The following is an 18,314-nucleotide window of genomic DNA, read 5'->3' on the forward strand; positions in this document are numbered from 1 at the left end:
CCGGCCCCGGGGCCGTCAGCGGACGTCGACGGCGTCGCCCGAGGACGTGACGGCGGGGGTCGTGGACGTCCCCGCGAAGACGTACCGGAAGGTGCCGTCCACGGAAGCCTTCACCGTGGTCTTGAGGTTGCCCTTGCGGTCGGTCTTCACCGTCTTGACGGTGGTGTAGGCCGAGGCGCCCTTCTTCTTGAACTGGAGCTTCACGGACTGCTGGGTGTAGCCCGCGTACTTGTGGGTGTCCCAGTTGGCACGGGTGAGGGCGCCCGCGACGGTGATCGTCCTGCCCTTCTTCACCGGCTCCGGGGACGCGTTCACCGTGAGGCGGGCGGCGCGCTGGAGGCGGACGTCCGTCTTGAGCTGGCGCTTGAGGACGACGTCCTCGTCCTTGGCGGTCGCGAGGCCGAACACGTTCCAGCCGCCGCCCGCCAGGTGGTTGGCGAGGCCGTTCTTGTCGAGGGACCTCTTCGGGTCCACGGTGACGGGCATCGTGCACGTCGACGTGGTCGCGTTCAGCCTGGTGCACGTGGGACGGGCGTCGTCGGGGGACTGGAGGACGCCGTCGACCGATCCCTCGGTGAACTTCTTGCCGTGCCACAGGAACCCGGCCGCGCCCTCGATGCCCGAGGGGTCGGTGGCGGTGACGGCCACGGTGAACTTCTTCTTGGCGGTGGTGCCGACCACGATGTTCTTGCCGCCGTTGACGACGACCTTCGTGAACTTGATGTCGCCCACCTGGATGTCCTCGTTCGGCAGCTCGTCGTCACCGGCGCGCGCGGAGGCGAACGACGGGACGTCCGGGACGTCCACCGCCTGCGCGGCCGGGACCGCGAAGGTGGACAGGGCGACGGCGCCGGAGACGGCGGCCACGGTGGTGCGGATGCGCATGGGTTCGGTTCCTCGGGGGTGTGGGTGGTGCTGGGGGGGCGTCGGTGACGCTCGGGGGCGTGGGTGGTGAAGGACGCAGGTGCGGGAGGACGTCGGCGGGTGTCAGCGGACGTCAACGGACGTCAACGTCAGCGGACGTCAACGGACGTCAACGTCAGCGGACGTCAACGGCGTCGCCCGCCGACGTCACCGCCGGGGTCGTGGACGTGCCCGCGAAGACGTAGCGGAAGGTGCCGTCCACCGACGCCTTCACCGTGGTCCTCAGGTTGCCCTTGGTGTCGGTCTTGACCGTCTTGACGGTGGTGTAGGCCGACGTGCCCTTCTTCTTGAACTGGAGCTTCACGGACTGCTTCGTGTAGCCCGCGTACTTCTTCGTGTCCCAGTTGGCACGGGTCAGGGCGCCCGAAACAGTGATCGTCTTCCCCTTCTTCACCGGCTCCGGGGACGCGTTGACCGTCAGCCGGGAGGCCCGCTGGAGGCGCACGTCCGACTTCAGGTCCTCCAGCTCGACCTGCTTGCCCTCGTTGTCGGTCACCGCCGCCCAGGCGTTCCAGCGCACCCCCGCGCCGGAGTTGCGCAGCCGCGAGGGGTCCGCGGTGACGTACAGCGTGCAGGTGGAGGTGGTGGCGTTCACGTCGACGCAGGTGGGGTTGTACTCCGCCGGGGTCGCCGGGGTGATGAGGGCGGCGGAGTCGACGTCACGGCCCAGCCAGAGGAAGCCGCTGGTGACGTCGATGCCGGACGGGGCGGTCGCGGTGAAGGCGAGCTTGAACCTCTTCTTCGCCGTCGTACCGATCGAGACGTCCTTGCCGTCGTTCACGGTGACCTTGGTGACCTTGATGTCGCCCGCGGCGGCGGCACGCTGCCCGCCCGCGGCCTCGGAGCCACCGGCGACGGACGCGGCGAGGCGGGGAGCGGCCGGCCCGTCACCCGCGTGCGCGGCGGGAACAGCGAGAGCGGACAGAGCCAGGGTGCCGGAGAGAGCGGCTACGGTGGCACGGATGCGCATGGTGTTTCCCCATGGGGAGAAGGGGGCCCCGCGGTGCTGACGCCCGCGCACGAGGCCCCGATGATCTAGGAGTCTGTTGACTCGGCAGGTCAGACCCCTAGCTGTGGCCATGGGTTGTACGCGCTGTGAAAGTTTTGCACCGGACCTCCGGCCAGGATGTCCAGACCGTTTCAGGACTCCTTGCGGCAGCCGGGCCGGAGGGTCCGCCCGCCCTGGCCGGAGGGCCTGCGCACCCTGGCCGGAGAGCCCGCCCGCCCTGGCCGGAGGGTCCGTCCACCCTGGCCGGAGCCCTAGTCGAACCAGCGGTCCCTCGCCAGCTCCTCCGTCCGCGACGGGTCCTCCAGGAGCGCCGCCACCTCGAACCGCCGCGGCCACTGACGCGCGGCCCAGGCCAGGCCCGCGGCGACGCCCTCCAGGGTGGCCGCGTGCACCACGCCGTCGTCGGTGCGCCGCCACTCCAGGTCGACGCCGTCGACGACCAGTTCGTCGTACTCGCGGTACGTGGCTGGAGTCGCCGCCCCGAGCAGCACCCGCACCGGCTCCGGCACCTCGTGCTCGACCCCGTCCCCCGACGCGACGGCACCCGCCGCGGCGAACCGCTCGCTCAGGCGCCGCACCTGGAACAGCTCGGCCAGGTCCGCCGCCCGCGAGGGGGCGACGGGAAGCAGCGGCACCCCGTCGCGGACGGCGAACGGCAGCAGATCCGGCGCGTCGGCGACGACCGCGTCCGCAGCGTCCACGACGACGACCTCGCCGTCCACCACGGCCCGCACGTCGTCCGGCAGCGTCACCTGGTCCGGGTCGAGGTCCGCGAGCGCCCCGTACAGGGCGTGCAACTGCGCCGCGGAAACGGTCCGCTCCGGATCGGCGAGCCGGTCGAGCAGCTCCGCGGCGCCGCCCGGCTCCGCGAGCAGCGAACCCACCGAGGTCCGCACCCCGAGCGCCCGCAGCACCTGCTCGTCCTCGAACCCGCTCGCGTCGGCGTCGTCGTAGAGCCCGTCGAGCAGCGGGTCACCGCCCGCGGCCCGCAGCCCCGCGGGCCTGCGCCCGCCGAGGACCGGATGCCCGCGCAGCCACCACGCGGTGTAGGACCGCACGCTCTCCGTCGTACCGTCCGGCAGCAGCACCCGCACCGGATGGACGACGGCGTCGCGCAGCGGCGGCCGGGACAGCATCGCGAGGACCTGCGGCCAGTGCGCGTCGTCGACGAGGTCGAGGTCGCGCACGGCGACAAGCTCCGTCGCGACCGGCGGCACCGGCGTGTCCGGCAGCCGGTCGAGCACGTCCTCGCACCACACGTCGACGGCGTCGAGCAGGCCCGCGTCGTCGGGCTCGGCGAAGTCGCTGTCGCGCGGCTCCAGGTCGTCCGGGTCGAGGACGACGTCGGTGGCGCGGACCAGGGCGAAGGACGCGAGCACTCCGCACGCGGCGAGCGGCTGCTCTCCCCATCGCGCGGCCGTCTCCGCGTCCACCCCGGCCAGCTCCCCCTCCCGCATGACCTGCGCGAACGGGCTCCCCGGCAGCACCAGTTCCCCTGCGGGAGCCAGCTCACCGTCCTCGTCGGGCAGCGCGAGGGCACCCAGCCAGGGCTCGTCGCCGGGGGCGAGTTCCGCGTCGCGTACGAGGGTCAGGACGACGTCGGCGAGCGCGTCGGCGCCCATCCCCGCCCCGCTCCCGCCATCTCCGTCCTGTTCCCCGAGGTCGTCCTCGTACCAGCTGTCGTCGTCGAGGGACGCGGCGACCGCGGCCCGTACCTGCGGGGTCGTCAGGACGGCGCGGGGCGTCGCGGGCAGGGCGCCCAGCTTCTCCAGGAGCGGATGGGCGGCGTCGGCGTGCGCGACCTTCAGGCCGAGCCGGGCCAGGGTGGCGGGCGCGGCGCCGCCGCTCTCGCCGGGCGCGGGCAGCAGGACCTGGCGGGGCCCGATGGTGGTGCGCCCGTTCGCCAGCGGCACCGGCAGCCCCGAGAGCCGGTCGGGGTCGACGCCCGCGAGGGTGTCGTACAGCCTCCGCCACCAGGCCGGTTCGCGTTCGAGACCGGCAAGACGGTCGACGGCGTCGGTCAGCGGGAGCCGGGCGACGCCGAGCGTGCGCAGTTCACCGCGCCGTTCGAGCCCTGCGGGCAGCAGATGGGGCAGCACCTCGGCGAGCACGCGGACGGTGTCGACGCCGGCGCCTTCGACGACTTCGGCGTCGCGGGGGCGGAGGGCGACGGGGGCCTCGGAGCCGATGGGCAGGTCCACGTCGCCGTCGGCGCCTGCTCGTGCGTCCGCGTCAGCACCTGCTCGTGCTCGTGCGTCCGCGTCAGCACCTGCTCGTGCTCGTGCGTCCGCGTCAGCACCTGCTCGTGCTCCTGCTCCCGCGTCGGGCCAGCCGTCGAGGCCGGGGCCTGCATCGGTGCCGGGCGCGGAGGGCGGGGCGGCGGGCGGCAGGAACGCGGTGCGCGGCAGCCGGTCGAGGACGGCCTGGCGCAGCGCCCCGTCGAGCTCGCTCCTGCCGAGCGGCCCCGGTACGAGACCGATGATGCCCTCGCCCACCGGGCGCCACCCGGCGAGCAGCGCGGCGTACGCGTCCGCGGCACGCTCCACCAGGAAGTCGGTGAGCGGCCCCGGCGCGGCGTGCCGGCGGCTGGTGTCCAGCGGGAAGGAGGCGATGAGCAGCGCGGGCACGCCGAGGGGCTCGTCGCTGGGTGTCGGCGCGTGCAGGACCGCGCTCGTACGGGGCCGCTCCGGGGCCCCGTCGGGTCCTGCGGGCACGGCCCAGGTGAGGTGCCAGTAGGGCCGCTGCCGCTCCTCGACGGGCCGATCGGCGAGCAGTTCGGCGGCCAGCACGCCCTCGTCGCTGACGGTGCGCCAGCGCGTGGTGCCGTCGCGGCTGTCCTCGACGACGGTGTACGGGCCTTCGGCGGACCTGCGCAGGGTGCGGGGCTCGGCGCCCGGGACGGTGACGGTGACCTCGTCGAGGCCGGGCAGGGCGAGCAGCAGCGCGTCGTCGACTCCGTCGAGGAGGCGGGTCACCAGGTCCTCGGCCGCGGCGTCGCGCAGCGGCAGGATGACGACGGTGTCGTACCCCTGCGGAGCGGAACCTTCCGCTGCCAGCGGGAGGCGGAGCAGGGGTACGTGGCCCTCGCGGCGGCGGATCTCGTCGCCGAGGGTCGGGCTGAAGCGGGCCGTTTCGGCGGCGAGTTCGCGGGCCTCGGCGAGGGACCAGCGGACGCCGCCGGTGCGGCCGACGACCGCGGGTTCGTCGCAGACGGCGAGGACGGCGGCGAAGCCCACGCCGAAGCGGCCGGTCGTCCGCCTCGCGGCGGGGTCCTCCGCTCGGCTCGGGCGGTCCTGCCCGGCCGGGGCGCGCTTGGCCGAGGCCCGCAGGGTGGAGAGGGATTCGACGCCCGTCGCGTCGATGGGGGCGCCTGTGTTGGCCGCGGCGAGCACTCCGTCCCGGAGAGTGAGGGCCAGGCGGCCCGGTACGCCCGCGCGGGCGGCGGCGTCGGAGGCGTTCTGGGCGAGTTCGACGACCAGGCGGTCGCGGTAGCCGCCGAGCGCGAGGTCTTCCTCGGCGTTGGCGTCCTCCCGGAACCGGGCCGGGCTCGCCGCCCACGTCTCCAGGACGGAGCGGCGCAGGCGGGCGGTGCCGAACGGGTCGCTTCCCTCGGCGGCCGGCCGCACGAACTTGCTCACGGTTGCTCGCTCTCCCTCTGCCTCTGCGTGCGCCCTCGCTCGGCTGCTTTTGCCTGCGGCAGGCTGCGCGGGGGCGGTGGTCTCGGTTTTGGTTTCGATTTCAGTGTCGGCGTCGGTGTCGGCGTCCGTGTCGGTGGGTCGGGGAGCGACGGTACCGCGTTCGGGGGGTGGGGGGATCGGCGGTGTTGGCTGGCTGCTGTTGGGGGGAGGTGGGTGCGGGTGTGGGCGCGGTCCGGTGGGTGGTTTTCGCCGCGCTACCGCGCGCCGGGTTCGCCCACCCGCCCGCCCGTTACCCCCCGTCTTGGGCCTCGGGCACTTCGGGTGGGCAGTAATGGGCGGGCGGGTGGGAAACCGACGCGCGACAGCGCGGCGAACACCCACCACCCAGCCGCACCCGAAATCCCCGACACCTGAGATGGGCAGCAACGGGCGGGCGGGTGGGAAACCCGACGCGCGACGGCGCGGCGCACACCCACCACCGGGCCGCACCCGAAGCCCCCGACACCCGAGGCGGGCAGCAACGGCCGGGCAGGCGGGGCCCACGCACCGGAGCCCCAGGAACCGTAGAGGCTAGGAGTGGCCGAGGTCCTCGCCGACCCCCGCCGGCGACACCGACCCCGAGTCGGGATCGGGCCGCAGCGGCAGCACGTCGACCTTGGTCTCGTCGAGGACGGGCGGCGCCGGCCGAGGCGGCTTCGGCATGACGGCGGCCTCGGAGTGCCCCCCGCAGCCGTAGGCGAGGGACACGACGTGCCCGTCGGCGGGCCCGAACTCATTGCCGCAGACCCCGAACGCCTGCCCGAGCGACCCCCCGATGGGCACGAGGAACCCGCAGCTCACACACGCGGCTGGCGCGGCCTGCGCCATCGCGGTCTTGGCGCCGTACGCCTCGTCCCACCGGTCGGCGGCGGTGTGCAGCCCGTACCGCGAGAGCACCCGCGCGCGCCGCATGCCGAGCTCGTCGGCGATCGAGGCGAGGGACCCGCGGGCGGGCGCGACGGTCAGCTCGGCGGGCGGGACGGCGGTGACGTCGGCGTCCTCCGCGTCGGCCCGGTCGACAAGCTCGTGGGAGATGCCGGGGACCCCGGAGACCCCGGAGGCACCAGAGGCGCCGGAGCCACCGGAGGCAGCGGACACACCGGCGGAGTCGGGGGCACCCGCGGACCCGGCGGCGGCGGAGGCGGCGACGGAGTTGGGCGGCGGCTCGTCCTCGCCGGAGTAGCCGGGTTCGAGGCGCAGATCCTCGGCGTCCGTGGGCAGCAGGTCGCCGGGCCCCATGTCACCGGGGCGCAGCCGCTCGCTCCACGGCACCCACTCGGGGGCGAGCAGCGCGTCGGGCCCGGGAAGCAGCACCGTCTCGTCGAGGGTGACGAACTTCGCGCGGGACGCGCGGGCCACCGTCACGGCCCACCGCCAGCCGCGGTAGCCCAGCTCCTTGCACTCGAAGAGATGCGTGACCACGCGGTCGCCCTCGACGACGACCTCGACGTGCTCGCCGACCACCCCCGGCGCGGCGGCCTCCTCGGCCGCGGTGCGGGCGAGGCCTACCGCCTCGGCGCAGAGACGGTCGGGGGTACGCGGGGTGCGCTGGGTACGGCTTCGCGTTGTCGCTGCGCTCACAGGTATCGCTTCTCTCCTACGCCGTCTCACGAGTGCGCCACCCTGACGCGGAGGCACGGACGGAGCGGACCTGGGGGCCGCGTCGACGTCCGCGCCCGACGTCACCGGGCGCGCCTTCGCCATCCATTCTGCGGGATGACCGTGAGGCGCGCGGCCGAGGACAACCGCCGTAGCGCGTTACGCACGCTACCTTCTTCTGGCCCCTGGGCCCACACCGGCGTACCGGGTGGCTATGGGGGCTGCGCCCCCGTTCCCCCCGCTTTCGGGCCTGCGGCCCTTGTCCTCAAACGCCGGACGGGCTGAATGACAAGCGCCGAACGGGCTGATTGACAAGCGCCGCGCGGGCTGATTGGTGGACGCCGGACGGACTGATCACCGAGCGCCGCACGGGCTGATTGCCCAGCGCCGCACGAGCTGATCGGTCCCCCGTCCAGACCGTTGCCGTCGGACCCGCTAGTCCCGGCCCGATCGGGGCACTATGACTGCGTGACTGGCGTCAAGTGGTCGTCGTCCCGCCCCACCGGGCGGGCGGGTGCGGGTACCCGGAGTGTCCGGGCGCTGGGCCGTGCCCTGCGGTGGCCGTTCACGCGGACGGCGCGCGGGATCCGCAAGGCCACGCACGCGCACGGCGCGGGCGAGTCGGGGCTCGGCAAGCTGATCGAGTTGCACGCGGTGAACGGCGCGGGTGACGTCATGGTCACCATCGCGCTCGCGTCGACGGTGTTCTTCTCCGTGCCTACGGACGAGGCCCGCGGCCGTGTCGCCCTGTATCTGGCGATCACGATGGCGCCGTTCACGCTCCTCGCTCCCGTCATCGGCCCCCTCCTTGACCGCCTGCCGCACGGCCGCCGCGCCGCGATGGCGGGCGCGATGCTGGCGCGCGCCCTGCTCGCCCTGATGCTGTCGGGTGCCGTCGTCACCGGCGGCCTGGAGCTGTATCCGGCCGCGCTCGGTGTGCTCGTCGCCTCGAAGGCGTACGGCGTCGTGCGCAGCGCCGTCGTGCCCCGGCTGCTGCCCATGGGCTTCTCCCTGGTGAAGGCGAACTCGCGGGTGACGCTGAGCGGGCTGCTCGCCACGGGGGTGGCCGCGCCCGTCGGCGCGGGGTTGCAGGCGCTCGGGTCGCGCTGGCCGCTGTACGGGGCGTTCGCGCTGTTCATCGCGGGGACGGTGCTGTCCTTCACACTGCCCCACAAGGTGGACTCGTCCAAGGGCGAGAGCAAGGCGCTGCTCGCCGCCGACGAGGACCACCTCCACCTGCACCGCAAGCGCACCCGGGACCGGGGTCAGGGCAAGGCCCCGGACCGGGACGACGACATCGCGCGGCGGGGGCGGCTCGGGCTGCGTACCGTCGGGCCGTCCGTGACGCACGGGCTCGTCGTGAACGCGGCGCAGCGCGGGCTCTCCGGGTTCCTCATCTTCTTCCTCGCCTTCCTGCTGCGCGAGCATCCGATGGGCGGGCAGAGCGCGGCGGTGTCCCTGGGGATCGTGGGCGTGGCGGCGGGCACCGGCAACGCGCTCGGCACGGCCGTCGGCGCGTGGCTGAAGGCACGGGCCCCGGAGCTGATCATCGTGACCGTGGTGGCGGTGGTGCTCGGGGTGGCCGTGTGCGCGACGGTGTTCTACGGACCCGTCGGCATCGCCTCCCTCGCCGCCGTCGCGGGTTTCGCGCAGGCCCTTTCGAAGCTGTCCCTGGACGCCGTGATCCAGCGGGACGTGCCGGAGGAGGTCCGTACGTCGGCGTTCGCCCGGTCCGAGACGCTGCTTCAGATGGCGTGGGTGGTGGGTGGTGGGATCGGTATCGCGCTGCCCCTCAACGGGACGCTCGGGCTCTCCGTGGCCGCGGCGATCGTGGCGGCGGGGTGGCTCCCCACCGCCAAGGGGCTCCTCGCGGCTTCCCGCCGCGGCGGGGGCCTGGGCCGCCCCCGCGTCGTCTGACCCCCCCGGACCAGGGGGCGCCCCGTCAGGGGCGCGGCACGCCGCACCCCCCGCCTGGAGGGCGTCGGGCCTTGGCCCGATAACCTTCGGCCATGACCTCCCTGGTACTCCGCTCGGCGCGTCGCCGCCGCACCGTCGCCGCCTTCGGCGCCGTCTCCGCCGGACTTCTCGTCCTGTCGGCCTGTGACAAGCCGACGCCGCTGGCCACCGTGACGGTCGGCAGCAAGTCCGTGCACTCCGAGGCCGCCTGCTACAACGACGGCAAGGAGCTGAAGCCGTCCGAGGTGCAGGAGTGCCTGAAGGACAAGACGGACATCAAGTCCATCACGATCGACCCGGACGAGAAGGTCCGCTTCGGCGTGGACCCGGAGGTCGCCGACAAGGGCTGGACGCTCCTGATGAACGGTCAGCCGCTGACGGAGGCCAGCAAGAAGACGTACGTCGTCATCCCGGGCAGCGTGTTCTTCAACCAGCAGTACGGGGGCGGCGGCAAGTCGACCACGGTGAGCCTGCTCGAAGGCGGCAAGGCCGAGGGCGGCGCCAAGGCGACCGGTCTGTGGTCGTTCAAGTTCAAGAAGGACTCGGACGCCTGACCGGGACCGCACCCCTGACCCGGCCCCCGGGCCCGCGTGTCTTGATCGCCACCGCGGTCCCCGCCGAGCGGGACGCGGTGGCGTCCGGCGTGCACGGCCCCGACGGCACCCCTGCGGGCCCCGCGGACGCCAGAGGTTCCGCACGCCCCGTGAGCCCCGGGAGCCCCGCGAGCCCCGCCGCCGAGATCCTCGTCGCCGGTGTCGGACCGGCCGCCGCAGCCGCCGCGACGGCCCGTGCCCTCGCCCTCGCCGAGGCCGCGGGCACCCCGTACGACCTGGTGGTCTCCGCCGGGATCGGCGGCGGTTTCCCGCCGGACGCGCCCGTCGGCTCGCTCGTCGTCGCCGACGCCGTCACCGCGGCCGACCTGGGCGCCGAGACACCCGACGGCTTCCTGCCCGTCACCGGGCTCGGCTTCGGCCGGGTCACCCACGAGCCCCCGCCCGCCCTCGTCGCCGCCCTGGCCGCCGCCACGGGCGCCGCGGCCGGCACCGTCCTCACCGTCTCCACGGTGACCGGCACCGCCGAGCGCGCCGCCGCGCTGCGGGCCCGCCACCCGGGAGCCCTCGCGGAGGCCATGGAGGGCTTCGGCGTCGCCGAGGCCGCCGCCGCGCACGGTCTGCCCGTACTGGAACTCCGGGCGGTCTCCAACCCGGTGGGCCCGCGCGACCGCGCCGCCTGGCGCATCGGGGACGCCCTGGCCGCGCTCACCGAGGCGTTCGGGAAGCTCGCGCCCGTACTGGAGAGTTGGAACAGGCATGACTGAAGACCCAGCCGGATCCCCGGCCGCATCCCCAACTGCATCCCCAACTGCATCCCCGAATGCATCCCCGGCTGCGTACCCAGCCGCGTTCCCCGACCGGCCCCTGAAGATCGCGTACTCGCCCTGCCCGAACGACACCTTCGTCTTCGACGCGTGGGCGCACGGCCGGGTGCCGGGCGCCCCCGAGCTGGACGTGACCTTCGCCGACATCGACATCACGAACGGCATCGCGGAGGCCGCCGCGAGCGGCGCGGGCGAGGGCGCGGACGACAGCGCGCGCGCCGGGTTCGACGTGCTGAAGGTGTCGTACGCCGTGCTCCCCTACGTCCTCGACGAGTACGCCCTGCTGCCCTGCGGCGGTGCCCTCGGGCGCGGTTGCGGGCCGCTGGTCCTCACCCGGGAGGCCGGGGTCGACCTCACCGGCGGGACGGTCGCCGTGCCCAGCGAGAAGTCGACCGCCTATCTGCTGTTCCGGCTGTGGGCCGCCGATGTGCTGCCGGGCGGGGTCGGCGAGATCGTGGTGCTGCCGTTCGACCAGATCATGCCCGCCGTGCGGGACGGGAAGGTCGACGGCGGGCTCGTCATCCACGAGGCGCGGTTCACCTATCAGAACTACGGGCTGCACAAGCTGGCCGACATGGGCGAGCACTGGGAGGCGACGACCGGGCTGCCCATTCCGCTCGGGGCGATCATCGCGCGGCGGGGGCTCGGGGAGGGCGCGTTGCGGGGGCTCGCCGACGCGGCCCGTGCTTCCGTCCGGATGGCCTGGGACGACCCCGAGGCCTCTCGGGGCTATGTCCTGGAGCACGCCCAGGAGATGGATCCCGCCGTTGCCGATCAGCACATCGGGTTGTACGTGAACGAGTTCACGGCGGATCTGGGCGAGGCGGGGTATGCGGCCGTACGCGGCCTCCTCACCAGGGCCGCGGCGGAGGGCCTCGTCCCGGCCCTGCGCCCCGGCGCGCTGGAGTTCCCCTGAGGTCCTGGGGCTCCGCCCCAGACCCCGCTCCTCAATCGCCGGAGGGGCTGAAATCTCCGCCGCACCGGCGCAGATCCAGCCCGTCCGGCGAACGTGGCGGCGTTCAGACGTCCAGCTGGTCAGCAACCGCGCGCAGCAGCCCCGCGATCTTCGCCCCCGACGCCTTGTCGGGGTAACGCCCCTTTTCCAGCATGGGCGTAATGTTTTCGAGCAGGGTCGTCAAATCCTGGACGATGGACGCCAGTTCGTCCGGCTTACGGCGCTGGGCCGCGGCGACCGACGGGGTCGGGTCGAGAAGGGTCACGGAAAGAGCCTGGTCCCCGCGCTGGCCCGCCACCACACCGAATTCGACGCGCTGGCCGGGCTTGAGTGTGTCGACGCCGTCGGGCAGTACGGAGGAATGCACGAAGACGTCGCCGCCGTCGTCGCGGGAGAGAAAGCCAAAGCCCTTCTCGCTGTTGAACCACTTGACCTTGCCGGTAGGCACGTGAAGTCCTCGTCCTCGTACTCGTCGTCGTACACGCGGGTGTACACGTGGGTGCCGCGACGCCGCCCGGCGGGCCCTACGGCCCGCCGGGCATGCGTAAACGGCTCTGGATAGCAGTACAGCGGGTCGCCCGACCCGCCGGCTCCAAGACTATGGGTCCCTGCGCCGGTGACAAGACGTCCCCGGTTTCTTCCTTCGCGCTGGGAACTACCCTGGTCCGGTGCGTGACAAAACCCAAGCGAATTCCACCGGGCCGGGCGACGGACTCGTCCGGATTGGCGCGATCGTTTTCTTCGTCGGCGCCGTGGCCACTCTGGTCACGGTGGCCCCGCTGTTCCTCGGCGGAGACCCATTCCCACCCGTCGCTTATGCCGTGTGCATGCTGATGGGCATCGGTTTCCTCATCGCGGGCGGAGGTGTGCTGCGCTCCATCGCGTACCAGCGCCGTCAGGCCAGGTCAGCGGCGGGTCCCTCGGCGCCCTAGACGGCGCCCTGGGCGGCGCCCCCGGCGTGCGCGGCGAGCCAGTCCGGGAATCCGTTCAGGTCGTCGAGTACGACGTCGGCGCCCGCGGCGCGCAGTTCGGCTGCGTCGCACGGACCGGTCGGCACCGCTACGGACAGCGCGCCCGCCGTACGCGCGCCGCGTACGTCACCGGTGTGGTCGCCGACGTACACGCCGGCCCCGTACTCCCGCAGGGCCTGCGCCTTCTGCTCCGCCCACAGGTTGCCGACGACGACCACGTCGAAGCCCAGGTGCTTCATGTGGAGCTTGGCGTTCGGCTCGTACTTGGCGGTGACGACCAGGGGGCGCCCGCCCGCCGCCCGTACCGCCGCGACGGCCTCGCGGGCGCCGGGCATCGCGGGCGTCGCCTCGATCGCGTACGCGGGGTACAGCTCGCGGTAGAGCGTGGCCATCGGCGCCACGTGATCGGCTGGAAACCAGTGCTTCAGCTCCTCCTCCAGGGGAGGGCCGAGCCGGGTGATCGCGAGGTCGGCGTCTATGTATGTACCGGTGCGCGCGGAAAGCTCCAGGTAGCAGGCGTGGATGCCGGGGCGGGAGTCGATCAGGGTCATGTCGAGGTCGAAGCCGACGGTGAGTGCGCCGGGTGCCCGGTCGGTCCGTGAAGTCATGGTTCCATTCTGCCGACGGCCCCCGGACCTCCCCGACCTCCCCCTACGATCCCGGGATCTTTCCCGACGACCCCGGGATCTCCCCTTACGGCCCCGGGACCGCCCCCGACGGCCCCGGGATCTTCCCCGAGGGCCCCGACTCCGGGGCGGGCGCCGCTTCCCGCCCCTAGACTTATCCGATGTCCGTCAGACGCGTCGTCGCGATGACGGCGGCCGTGCTGGCCCTGTTGCTCGCGGTCCTGTTCAGCCTCGCCGTCGGTGCCCGCGCGATCGCGCCGTCCGACGTCCTCGCCGCCCTCCTCGGCGACGGGCACGGCGACGCCGCCGCAGCCGAGGTGGTCCGGGAGATGCGGGTGCCCCGCACCCTCGTCGGCGTGATGGTGGGCGCCGCCCTCGCTGTCGCCGGTACGGCCCTTCAGGGCATCACCCGCAACCCCATCGCCGACCCCGGCGTCCTCGGCATCAGCCAGGGCGCGTCCGTCGGCGTCGTCCTCGCCATCGCGTACGCAGGCGCGCACACGCTGACGGGCTACGTCGGGTACGCCTTCGCGGGCGCGGGGATCGCCTCCGTCGTGGTGTACGGCGTCGCCAACAGCGGGCGCGGCGGGGCCACCCCCGTGAAGCTCGCCCTCGCCGGCGCCGCCGTCAACGCCCTGCTCGTCTCCGTCACCACCGCCGTCCTGACCACCAAGGCCTCCGCGCTCGACGAGTTCCGCTTCTGGCAGGTCGGCTCGCTGTCCGGGCGCGACGCCGACATCGCCGCCCGGATCTGGCCGTTCCTCCTGGTGGGGCTCCTCCTCGTGCTGTCCGTCGCCCGGGGGCTCGACGCGCTGGCCCTCGGCGAGGACGTGGCGAAGGGGCTCGGGCAGCGGGTCGCGACGGTACGGGTGGTGGGCGGGCTCGGGGCGACCGTCCTCACCGCCGTGGGCGTCGCCGCCGCCGGGCCCCTCGCCTTCATCGGCCTCGCCGTCCCCCACATCGCCCGCGCCCTCGTCGGCACCGCCCACCGCTGGGTCCTCCCCCTCGCCGCCCTCCTCGGCCCCGTCATGCTCCTCACCTCCGACACCCTCGGCCGCGTGCTCTTCCCCCCGAGCGAGGTCCCGGCGGGGGTCATGACGTCCCTGATAGGCGTCCCGTTCCTGGTGACGCTGGTCCGCAGAAGGGCGGTGGCGGCGTGAGGCCCCACCGCTGTGGGCAGCTGGGCCGCCCAGAGGGCGGAACGGGTGGGCACAGCCCATGTTCCGGCCCACCGTTACGCATGCGCCCACCCGGCTACACGGTCCTCAGGCTCCACAAGGCCACCTTCCTGACCCACCGCCGCAGCGGCGCGATCGCCACGGCCCTGGCCGTACTACTGGCGGCGACCTGCCTGGCGTACCTCTGCATAGGCGAAACCTACGTACCCCCCACCGAAGCCCTGAAGGTGGTCCTAGGCCACCCCTCCCCCCACGACCTGGTCGTAGGCACCCTCCGCGAACCGCGGATGGTGGTGGCCCTCCTGGTGGGCGCAGCCTTCGGCACCGCGGGCGCCCTCATCCAGACGGTCGCCCGCAACCCCCTGGCCAGCCCGGACATCATCGGCATCAGCCAGGGCGCGAGCGCCCTCACGGTGGGCGCGATGACCTACGGCCTCACCTCGTACGCGGTGCTCCCGTACCTCTCGGTCGCGGGCGGCATCCTCGCCGCCGCCCTGGTGTACGTGTTCGCCTGGCGGGGCGGCCTGCACGCCACCCGCTTCGTCCTCATCGGCATCGGCTTCGCGGTCGCGCTCCGCTCGGTGACCACGCTGTTCATGACGGAGGGCGACTACCTGGTCGCGCAGCAGGCGCAGATCTGGATGACGGGCTCCCTGAACGGCCGCGGCTGGGCGGAGGCCGAGCCCCTCGCCCTGGCCCTCCTCGCGCTGCTCCCGTTCGTGGCCTGGGCGGCCCGAGCCCAGCGCGCGGTGACGATGGACGACGACACGGCGACGGCGCTCGGCACCCGCCTGGGCCGCGTCCGCCTCGGCCTGGTCCTGCTCGGCGTCGTCCTGGCCTCGCTCGCGACCGGCGCCGCGGGGCCCGTCGAGTTCGTGGCGCTGCTCTCCCCGCAGATCGCCCGCCGTCTCACGCGCACCGCGCAGATCCCGCTGCTCTCCTCGGCCCTGCTCGGCGCCCTCGTCGTGGTCCTCGCCGACCTCCTCGCCCGCAGGCTGTTCGCGCCGACGGAACTGCCGGTGGGCGTCCTGACGGCGGCCGTCGGAGCCCCGTACCTGATCTGGCTGATCGTACGGAGCCACGGCACCCGCAGCCGCACCACGCGCCCCGCCCGCGCATCCCGTACCGACCACGCATCCCGCACCGCCCGCACCGGAGGCACCGCTTGACCGCACCCACACCCACACCCGCACCCGTTCCCACCGGCGCGCACGCCCCCTCCCGTCTCGCGGCCCGCGCGCTGACCCTCGCCTACGAGGACCGCACGGTCGTGCACGACCTGGACCTCGCGGTCCCCGACGGCCGGGTCACCGTCGTCGTCGGCCCGAACGCCTGCGGCAAGTCCACGACGCTGCGCGCGCTCGGCCGCCTCCTCAGACCCAGCGGCGGGGCGGTACTCCTCGACGGCGAAGCCCTCGCCAAGCTGCCCACCCGGCAGGTCGCCCGGCGCATCGGGCTGCTCCCGCAGTCCCCGGTCGCCCCCGAGGCGATCACGGTCGCCGACCTGGTGGCGCGCGGCAGGCAGCCGCACCAGCGCTGGTGGCAGCAGTGGTCCGACGCCGACGAGACGGCGGTGACGGAGGCGATGGAGCGCACCGACGTGACCGCGCTCGCCGAGCGGCCCGTGGACGAGCTGTCGGGCGGGCAGCGGCAGCGTGTGTGGATCGCCATGGCCCTCGCCCAGGAGACGGAGCTGCTGCTCCTGGACGAGCCGACGACGTATCTCGACATCGCCCACCAGGTCGAGGTCCTCGACCTGGTGCGGCAGCTCAACCACGACCGGGGGCGGACCGTCGTGGTCGTCCTGCACGACCTGAACCAGGCCGCCCGGTACGCCGACCACCTCGTCGCCATGAAGAACGGGCGGATCGTCGCCACCGGCACGCCCTCGGAGGTCGTCACCGAGGAACTCGTCCGCGAGGTGTTCGGCCTCCAGTGCGTGGTGATCCCCGATCCGGTGACCGGGTCGCCGCTGGTGGTGCCCGGTACGCCGTGGCGGCCCCCGCCCGCTCCTCCGCCCGCCACCGATTCCCCGGCCCGGAAGCCCCCTCCCAGCGAGCCCTCTCCGAACGAGCCCTCTCCCAGCGAGCCCTCTCCCAGCGCGCCTTCTCCGAACGAGTCCACTTCCAGCGAGCCCTCTCCGAACGAAAGGCCTGCCTCATGACCGGATCTCCCCGCCGTCGTCCCCTCGCCCTGTCCGGCGCCCTCGTCCTGTCCTGCGTGCTCGCGACACTGTCGGCGTGCGGTTCCTCCGACGACTCGGACGACTCCGGGTCGGGGTCGGGGTCCGGTTCCGGGTCGGGAAAGACGCACACCGTGCAGACCGCCATGGGGGATGTCGAGGTCAAGGAGAAGCCCGAGCGGGTCGTCGTGCTCGACACCGCAGAGCTGGACTCGGCGATCACCCTCGGGGTGAAGCCGGTCGGTGCCACGCACGTCGAGGCGTCCGGCGGGTTCCTGAGCTATCTGCCGAAGGACGAGGTCACGGGCATCAAGGACGTCGGCGAGATGACGAACCCGAACATGGAGGCCATCGCCGCGCTCAAGCCCGATCTGATCCTCACCTCGAAGATCCGGCACGCGGCGCAGTACGACCAGTTGAAAAAGATCGCCCCGACGGTGATGACGGAGACGACCGGCCACCCCTGGAAGGAGAACTTCCGGACGCACGCGGACGCGCTCGGCAGGAACGCCGAGGCGAAGAAGGCCGTCGCCGACTACACCGCCCACGCCAAGAAGGTCACAGCGGCGCTCGGCGGGCCCGCGAAGGCCGAGGCGACCGAGGTGAACGTCCTGCGCTTCATCGAGGGCGCGGACATCCGCATCTACGGCGAGCAGACCTACATCGCCACCATCCTCAAGGACGTCGGGCTCGGCCGGGCGCCGATCTCCGCGAAGGCCAAGGACGGCTTCTCCTACGACGTGTCGCCCGAGAAGATCGACCTGGCGGACACCGACGTCATCTTCCGGTCCACGTACGGCGATCCGAAGAAGGCCAAGCAGACGCAGACCGTGGGCAGCGGCCTGTGGAAGAACATGAAGGCCGTGAAGTCCGGCAACGTGCACGTCGTCGACGACGAGCTGTGGATCCAGGGCATCGGCTACACGGCCGCCGCGAAGATCCTGGACGAGTTGCAGGCGGACCTCACGGAGAAGTAGGCCCGCCCCGGCCTACAGGCGCCGCGCTACTCCTCCGCCGCCGGGCCCCGCCGCTGCGACCGCCACAGCAGGAAGAGGGCGGACGCGACAGCGGCGCCCCGCACCACCCACGGCCAGGTCTCGGCCACGGCTTCGTTCATGTGGCCCTCGACGACGGGGTCGCCCCACTTGCCCTGGGAGCGGCCCCACAGCCAGCCGACGCCCGCCCCGATCGAGAGCAGGGGCACGACGAACACGCCGACCTTCTTCTCGGCGCCGCTGAGCTTGCGCGAGAACCAGGCGACGACCCACCCGGCGGTCAGCGCGAACCAGTTGCCGATGACCGCGCCCGTGACGAGCGTGGCCGCGGCGAGCAGCACCATGGGGCTGCTGAGGGACACGGCCCGGACGGCGACCGCGGCCTTGGCGGCGCCGTCCCCGGCCTTCCCGGCGGCGCTCTTCGGCGCGGGTTCCGGTACGGCGGGGCGCTTCGCGGGCGGCTTCGCGGCGGGGGGAAGCGGCCGGAACCGGCGCCGCGGGCCCGCCGCCTCGACGGCACCGCCCTCGCCTCCCTCGCCGTCCGCGCCGTCCGCGCCGTTCTCGTCTTCGTCGTACGAGTCCTCGTCTTCGTCGGCCCCCGCGGGCTTGGTGGCTCCCGGGGGCCCGCCCGGTCCGGCCTTGTCCATGCGTACGGAGGGCGGGCGCTGGAGCATCTCCGGGATCTCCACGCCGCCCGTGAAGCCGTGCACGGTGTCCCGGTCCGGGGAGGGCCCCGATCCTTCACCGCCCACGCGCCACCAGTCGGGCGGGAGTTCGGCGTGGTCGCCCAGCTCCTCGGTGCTCGCGAGGTGCGGCGGGGCGGGGGCGGGCTGCTGCGGCGGGGGCGGGGGTGCCTGCGCGGCG

Annotated in this window: 15 protein-coding genes and 1 pseudogene; 9 read left to right on the forward strand and 7 right to left on the reverse strand. The window is 73.5% G+C overall.

Features of this window, described 5'->3' with window-relative positions:
• Positions 1-15 precede the first annotated feature (15 nt).
• From GPA10_RS15680 to GPA10_RS15695, 4 genes are all read right to left on the reverse strand, one after another.
• The gene (locus tag GPA10_RS15680; RefSeq protein ID WP_157165996.1) at positions 16-885 is read right to left on the reverse strand and encodes a calcium-binding protein; all 870 of its coding nucleotides are present in this window, start codon (positions 883-885) and stop codon (positions 16-18) included.
• Positions 886-1,039: 154 nt separating this feature from the next.
• Positions 1,040-1,894, reverse strand: coding sequence for a calcium-binding protein (locus tag GPA10_RS15685; protein ID WP_157165997.1), 855 nt, complete (start codon positions 1,892-1,894; stop codon positions 1,040-1,042).
• A gap of 290 nt (positions 1,895-2,184) precedes the next feature.
• Entirely contained in the window at positions 2,185-5,571 is a 3,387-nt protein-coding gene (locus GPA10_RS15690; RefSeq protein WP_343040914.1) for a sacsin N-terminal ATP-binding-like domain-containing protein, read from the reverse strand.
• Between the two features lie 570 nt (positions 5,572-6,141).
• Positions 6,142-7,314: a DUF3027 domain-containing protein gene (locus GPA10_RS15695; protein WP_425505748.1), complete on the reverse strand. Its 1,173-nt coding sequence runs from the start codon at positions 7,312-7,314 to the stop codon at positions 6,142-6,144.
• Between the two features lie 363 nt (positions 7,315-7,677).
• On the opposite strand from GPA10_RS15695, the gene GPA10_RS15700 reads away from it, so the two are divergent.
• The 4 genes from GPA10_RS15700 (at position 7,678) to GPA10_RS15715 (ending at position 11,459) form a co-directional block, all read left to right on the forward strand.
• Positions 7,678-9,126: an MFS transporter gene (locus tag GPA10_RS15700; protein WP_343040916.1), complete on the forward strand. Its 1,449-nt coding sequence runs from the start codon at positions 7,678-7,680 to the stop codon at positions 9,124-9,126.
• 92 nt (positions 9,127-9,218) lie between these two features.
• Entirely contained in the window at positions 9,219-9,719 is a 501-nt protein-coding gene (locus GPA10_RS15705) for a DUF2771 domain-containing protein (protein ID WP_198351609.1), read from the forward strand.
• Complete coding sequence (locus tag GPA10_RS15710) at positions 9,683-10,483, forward strand: futalosine hydrolase (RefSeq protein WP_425505749.1); 801 nt, start codon at positions 9,683-9,685, stop codon at positions 10,481-10,483. The genes GPA10_RS15705 and GPA10_RS15710 overlap by 37 nt, the downstream gene beginning before the upstream one ends.
• A 106-nt stretch (positions 10,484-10,589) precedes the next feature.
• Positions 10,590-11,459 carry a 1,4-dihydroxy-6-naphtoate synthase gene (locus GPA10_RS15715; protein WP_343040928.1) on the forward strand — a complete coding sequence of 290 codons (870 nt, stop codon included), beginning with the start codon at positions 10,590-10,592 and terminating at the stop codon, positions 11,457-11,459.
• 103 nt (positions 11,460-11,562) lie between these two features.
• Here GPA10_RS15715 and GPA10_RS43375 read toward each other — a convergent pair whose 3' ends face one another.
• A complete protein-coding gene (locus GPA10_RS43375; RefSeq protein WP_030363393.1) occupies positions 11,563-11,946 on the reverse strand; it encodes a cold-shock protein in 384 nt (127 codons plus the stop codon).
• Between the two features lie 220 nt (positions 11,947-12,166).
• Between GPA10_RS43375 and GPA10_RS15725 the strand changes: the two genes are divergently transcribed.
• Complete coding sequence (locus GPA10_RS15725) at positions 12,167-12,430, forward strand: hypothetical protein (protein WP_058846253.1); 264 nt, start codon at positions 12,167-12,169, stop codon at positions 12,428-12,430.
• Here the strand turns inward: GPA10_RS15725 and GPA10_RS15730 are convergent.
• Positions 12,427-13,077 carry an HAD family hydrolase gene (locus tag GPA10_RS15730; protein WP_157165999.1) on the reverse strand — a complete coding sequence of 217 codons (651 nt, stop codon included), beginning with the start codon at positions 13,075-13,077 and terminating at the stop codon, positions 12,427-12,429. The genes GPA10_RS15725 and GPA10_RS15730 overlap by 4 nt on opposite strands.
• A gap of 179 nt (positions 13,078-13,256) precedes the next feature.
• Here GPA10_RS15730 and GPA10_RS15735 point away from each other — a divergent pair, with 179 nt between their 5' ends.
• From GPA10_RS15735 to GPA10_RS15750, 4 genes are all read left to right on the forward strand, one after another.
• Positions 13,257-14,255 carry a FecCD family ABC transporter permease gene (locus GPA10_RS15735; protein WP_157166000.1) on the forward strand — a complete coding sequence of 333 codons (999 nt, stop codon included), beginning with the start codon at positions 13,257-13,259 and terminating at the stop codon, positions 14,253-14,255.
• An 80-nt stretch (positions 14,256-14,335) separates the two neighbouring features.
• Positions 14,336-15,442 (forward strand): FecCD family ABC transporter permease, encoded by a 1,107-nt coding sequence (locus GPA10_RS15740; protein WP_157166001.1) that lies wholly within the window; start codon positions 14,336-14,338, stop codon positions 15,440-15,442.
• Positions 15,439-16,437, forward strand: coding sequence for an ABC transporter ATP-binding protein (locus GPA10_RS15745; protein WP_157166002.1), 999 nt, complete (start codon positions 15,439-15,441; stop codon positions 16,435-16,437). The genes GPA10_RS15740 and GPA10_RS15745 overlap by 4 nt, the downstream gene beginning before the upstream one ends.
• A complete protein-coding gene (locus tag GPA10_RS15750; protein ID WP_157166003.1) occupies positions 16,434-17,432 on the forward strand; it encodes an ABC transporter substrate-binding protein in 999 nt (332 codons plus the stop codon). The genes GPA10_RS15745 and GPA10_RS15750 overlap by 4 nt, the downstream gene beginning before the upstream one ends.
• A gap of 26 nt (positions 17,433-17,458) precedes the next feature.
• Here the strand turns inward: GPA10_RS15750 and GPA10_RS15755 are convergent.
• Positions 17,459-18,314 (reverse strand): annotated as a pseudogene (locus tag GPA10_RS15755) (hypothetical protein); the annotation flags it as partial.

Origin of the sequence: Streptomyces typhae (assembly GCF_009755605.1) — a bacterium.
GTDB lineage: Bacteria > Actinomycetota > Actinomycetes > Streptomycetales > Streptomycetaceae > Streptomyces > Streptomyces typhae.

Coding starts and splice junctions, on each gene's coding strand:
- GPA10_RS15705 (WP_198351609.1), top strand. CDS start 9,219: ATGACCTCCCTGGTACTCCGCTCGGCGCGTCGCCGCCGCACCGTCGCC.
- GPA10_RS15730 (WP_157165999.1), bottom strand. CDS start 13,077: ATGACTTCACGGACCGACCGGGCACCCGGCGCACTCACCGTCGGCTTC.
- GPA10_RS15685 (WP_157165997.1), bottom strand. CDS start 1,894: ATGCGCATCCGTGCCACCGTAGCCGCTCTCTCCGGCACCCTGGCTCTG.
- GPA10_RS15750 (WP_157166003.1), top strand. CDS start 16,434: ATGACCGGATCTCCCCGCCGTCGTCCCCTCGCCCTGTCCGGCGCCCTC.
- GPA10_RS15740 (WP_157166001.1), top strand. CDS start 14,336: ATGCGCCCACCCGGCTACACGGTCCTCAGGCTCCACAAGGCCACCTTC.
- GPA10_RS15695 (WP_425505748.1), bottom strand. CDS start 7,314: ATGGCGAAGGCGCGCCCGGTGACGTCGGGCGCGGACGTCGACGCGGCC.
- GPA10_RS15680 (WP_157165996.1), bottom strand. CDS start 885: ATGCGCATCCGCACCACCGTGGCCGCCGTCTCCGGCGCCGTCGCCCTG.
- GPA10_RS15735 (WP_157166000.1), top strand. CDS start 13,257: ATGTCCGTCAGACGCGTCGTCGCGATGACGGCGGCCGTGCTGGCCCTG.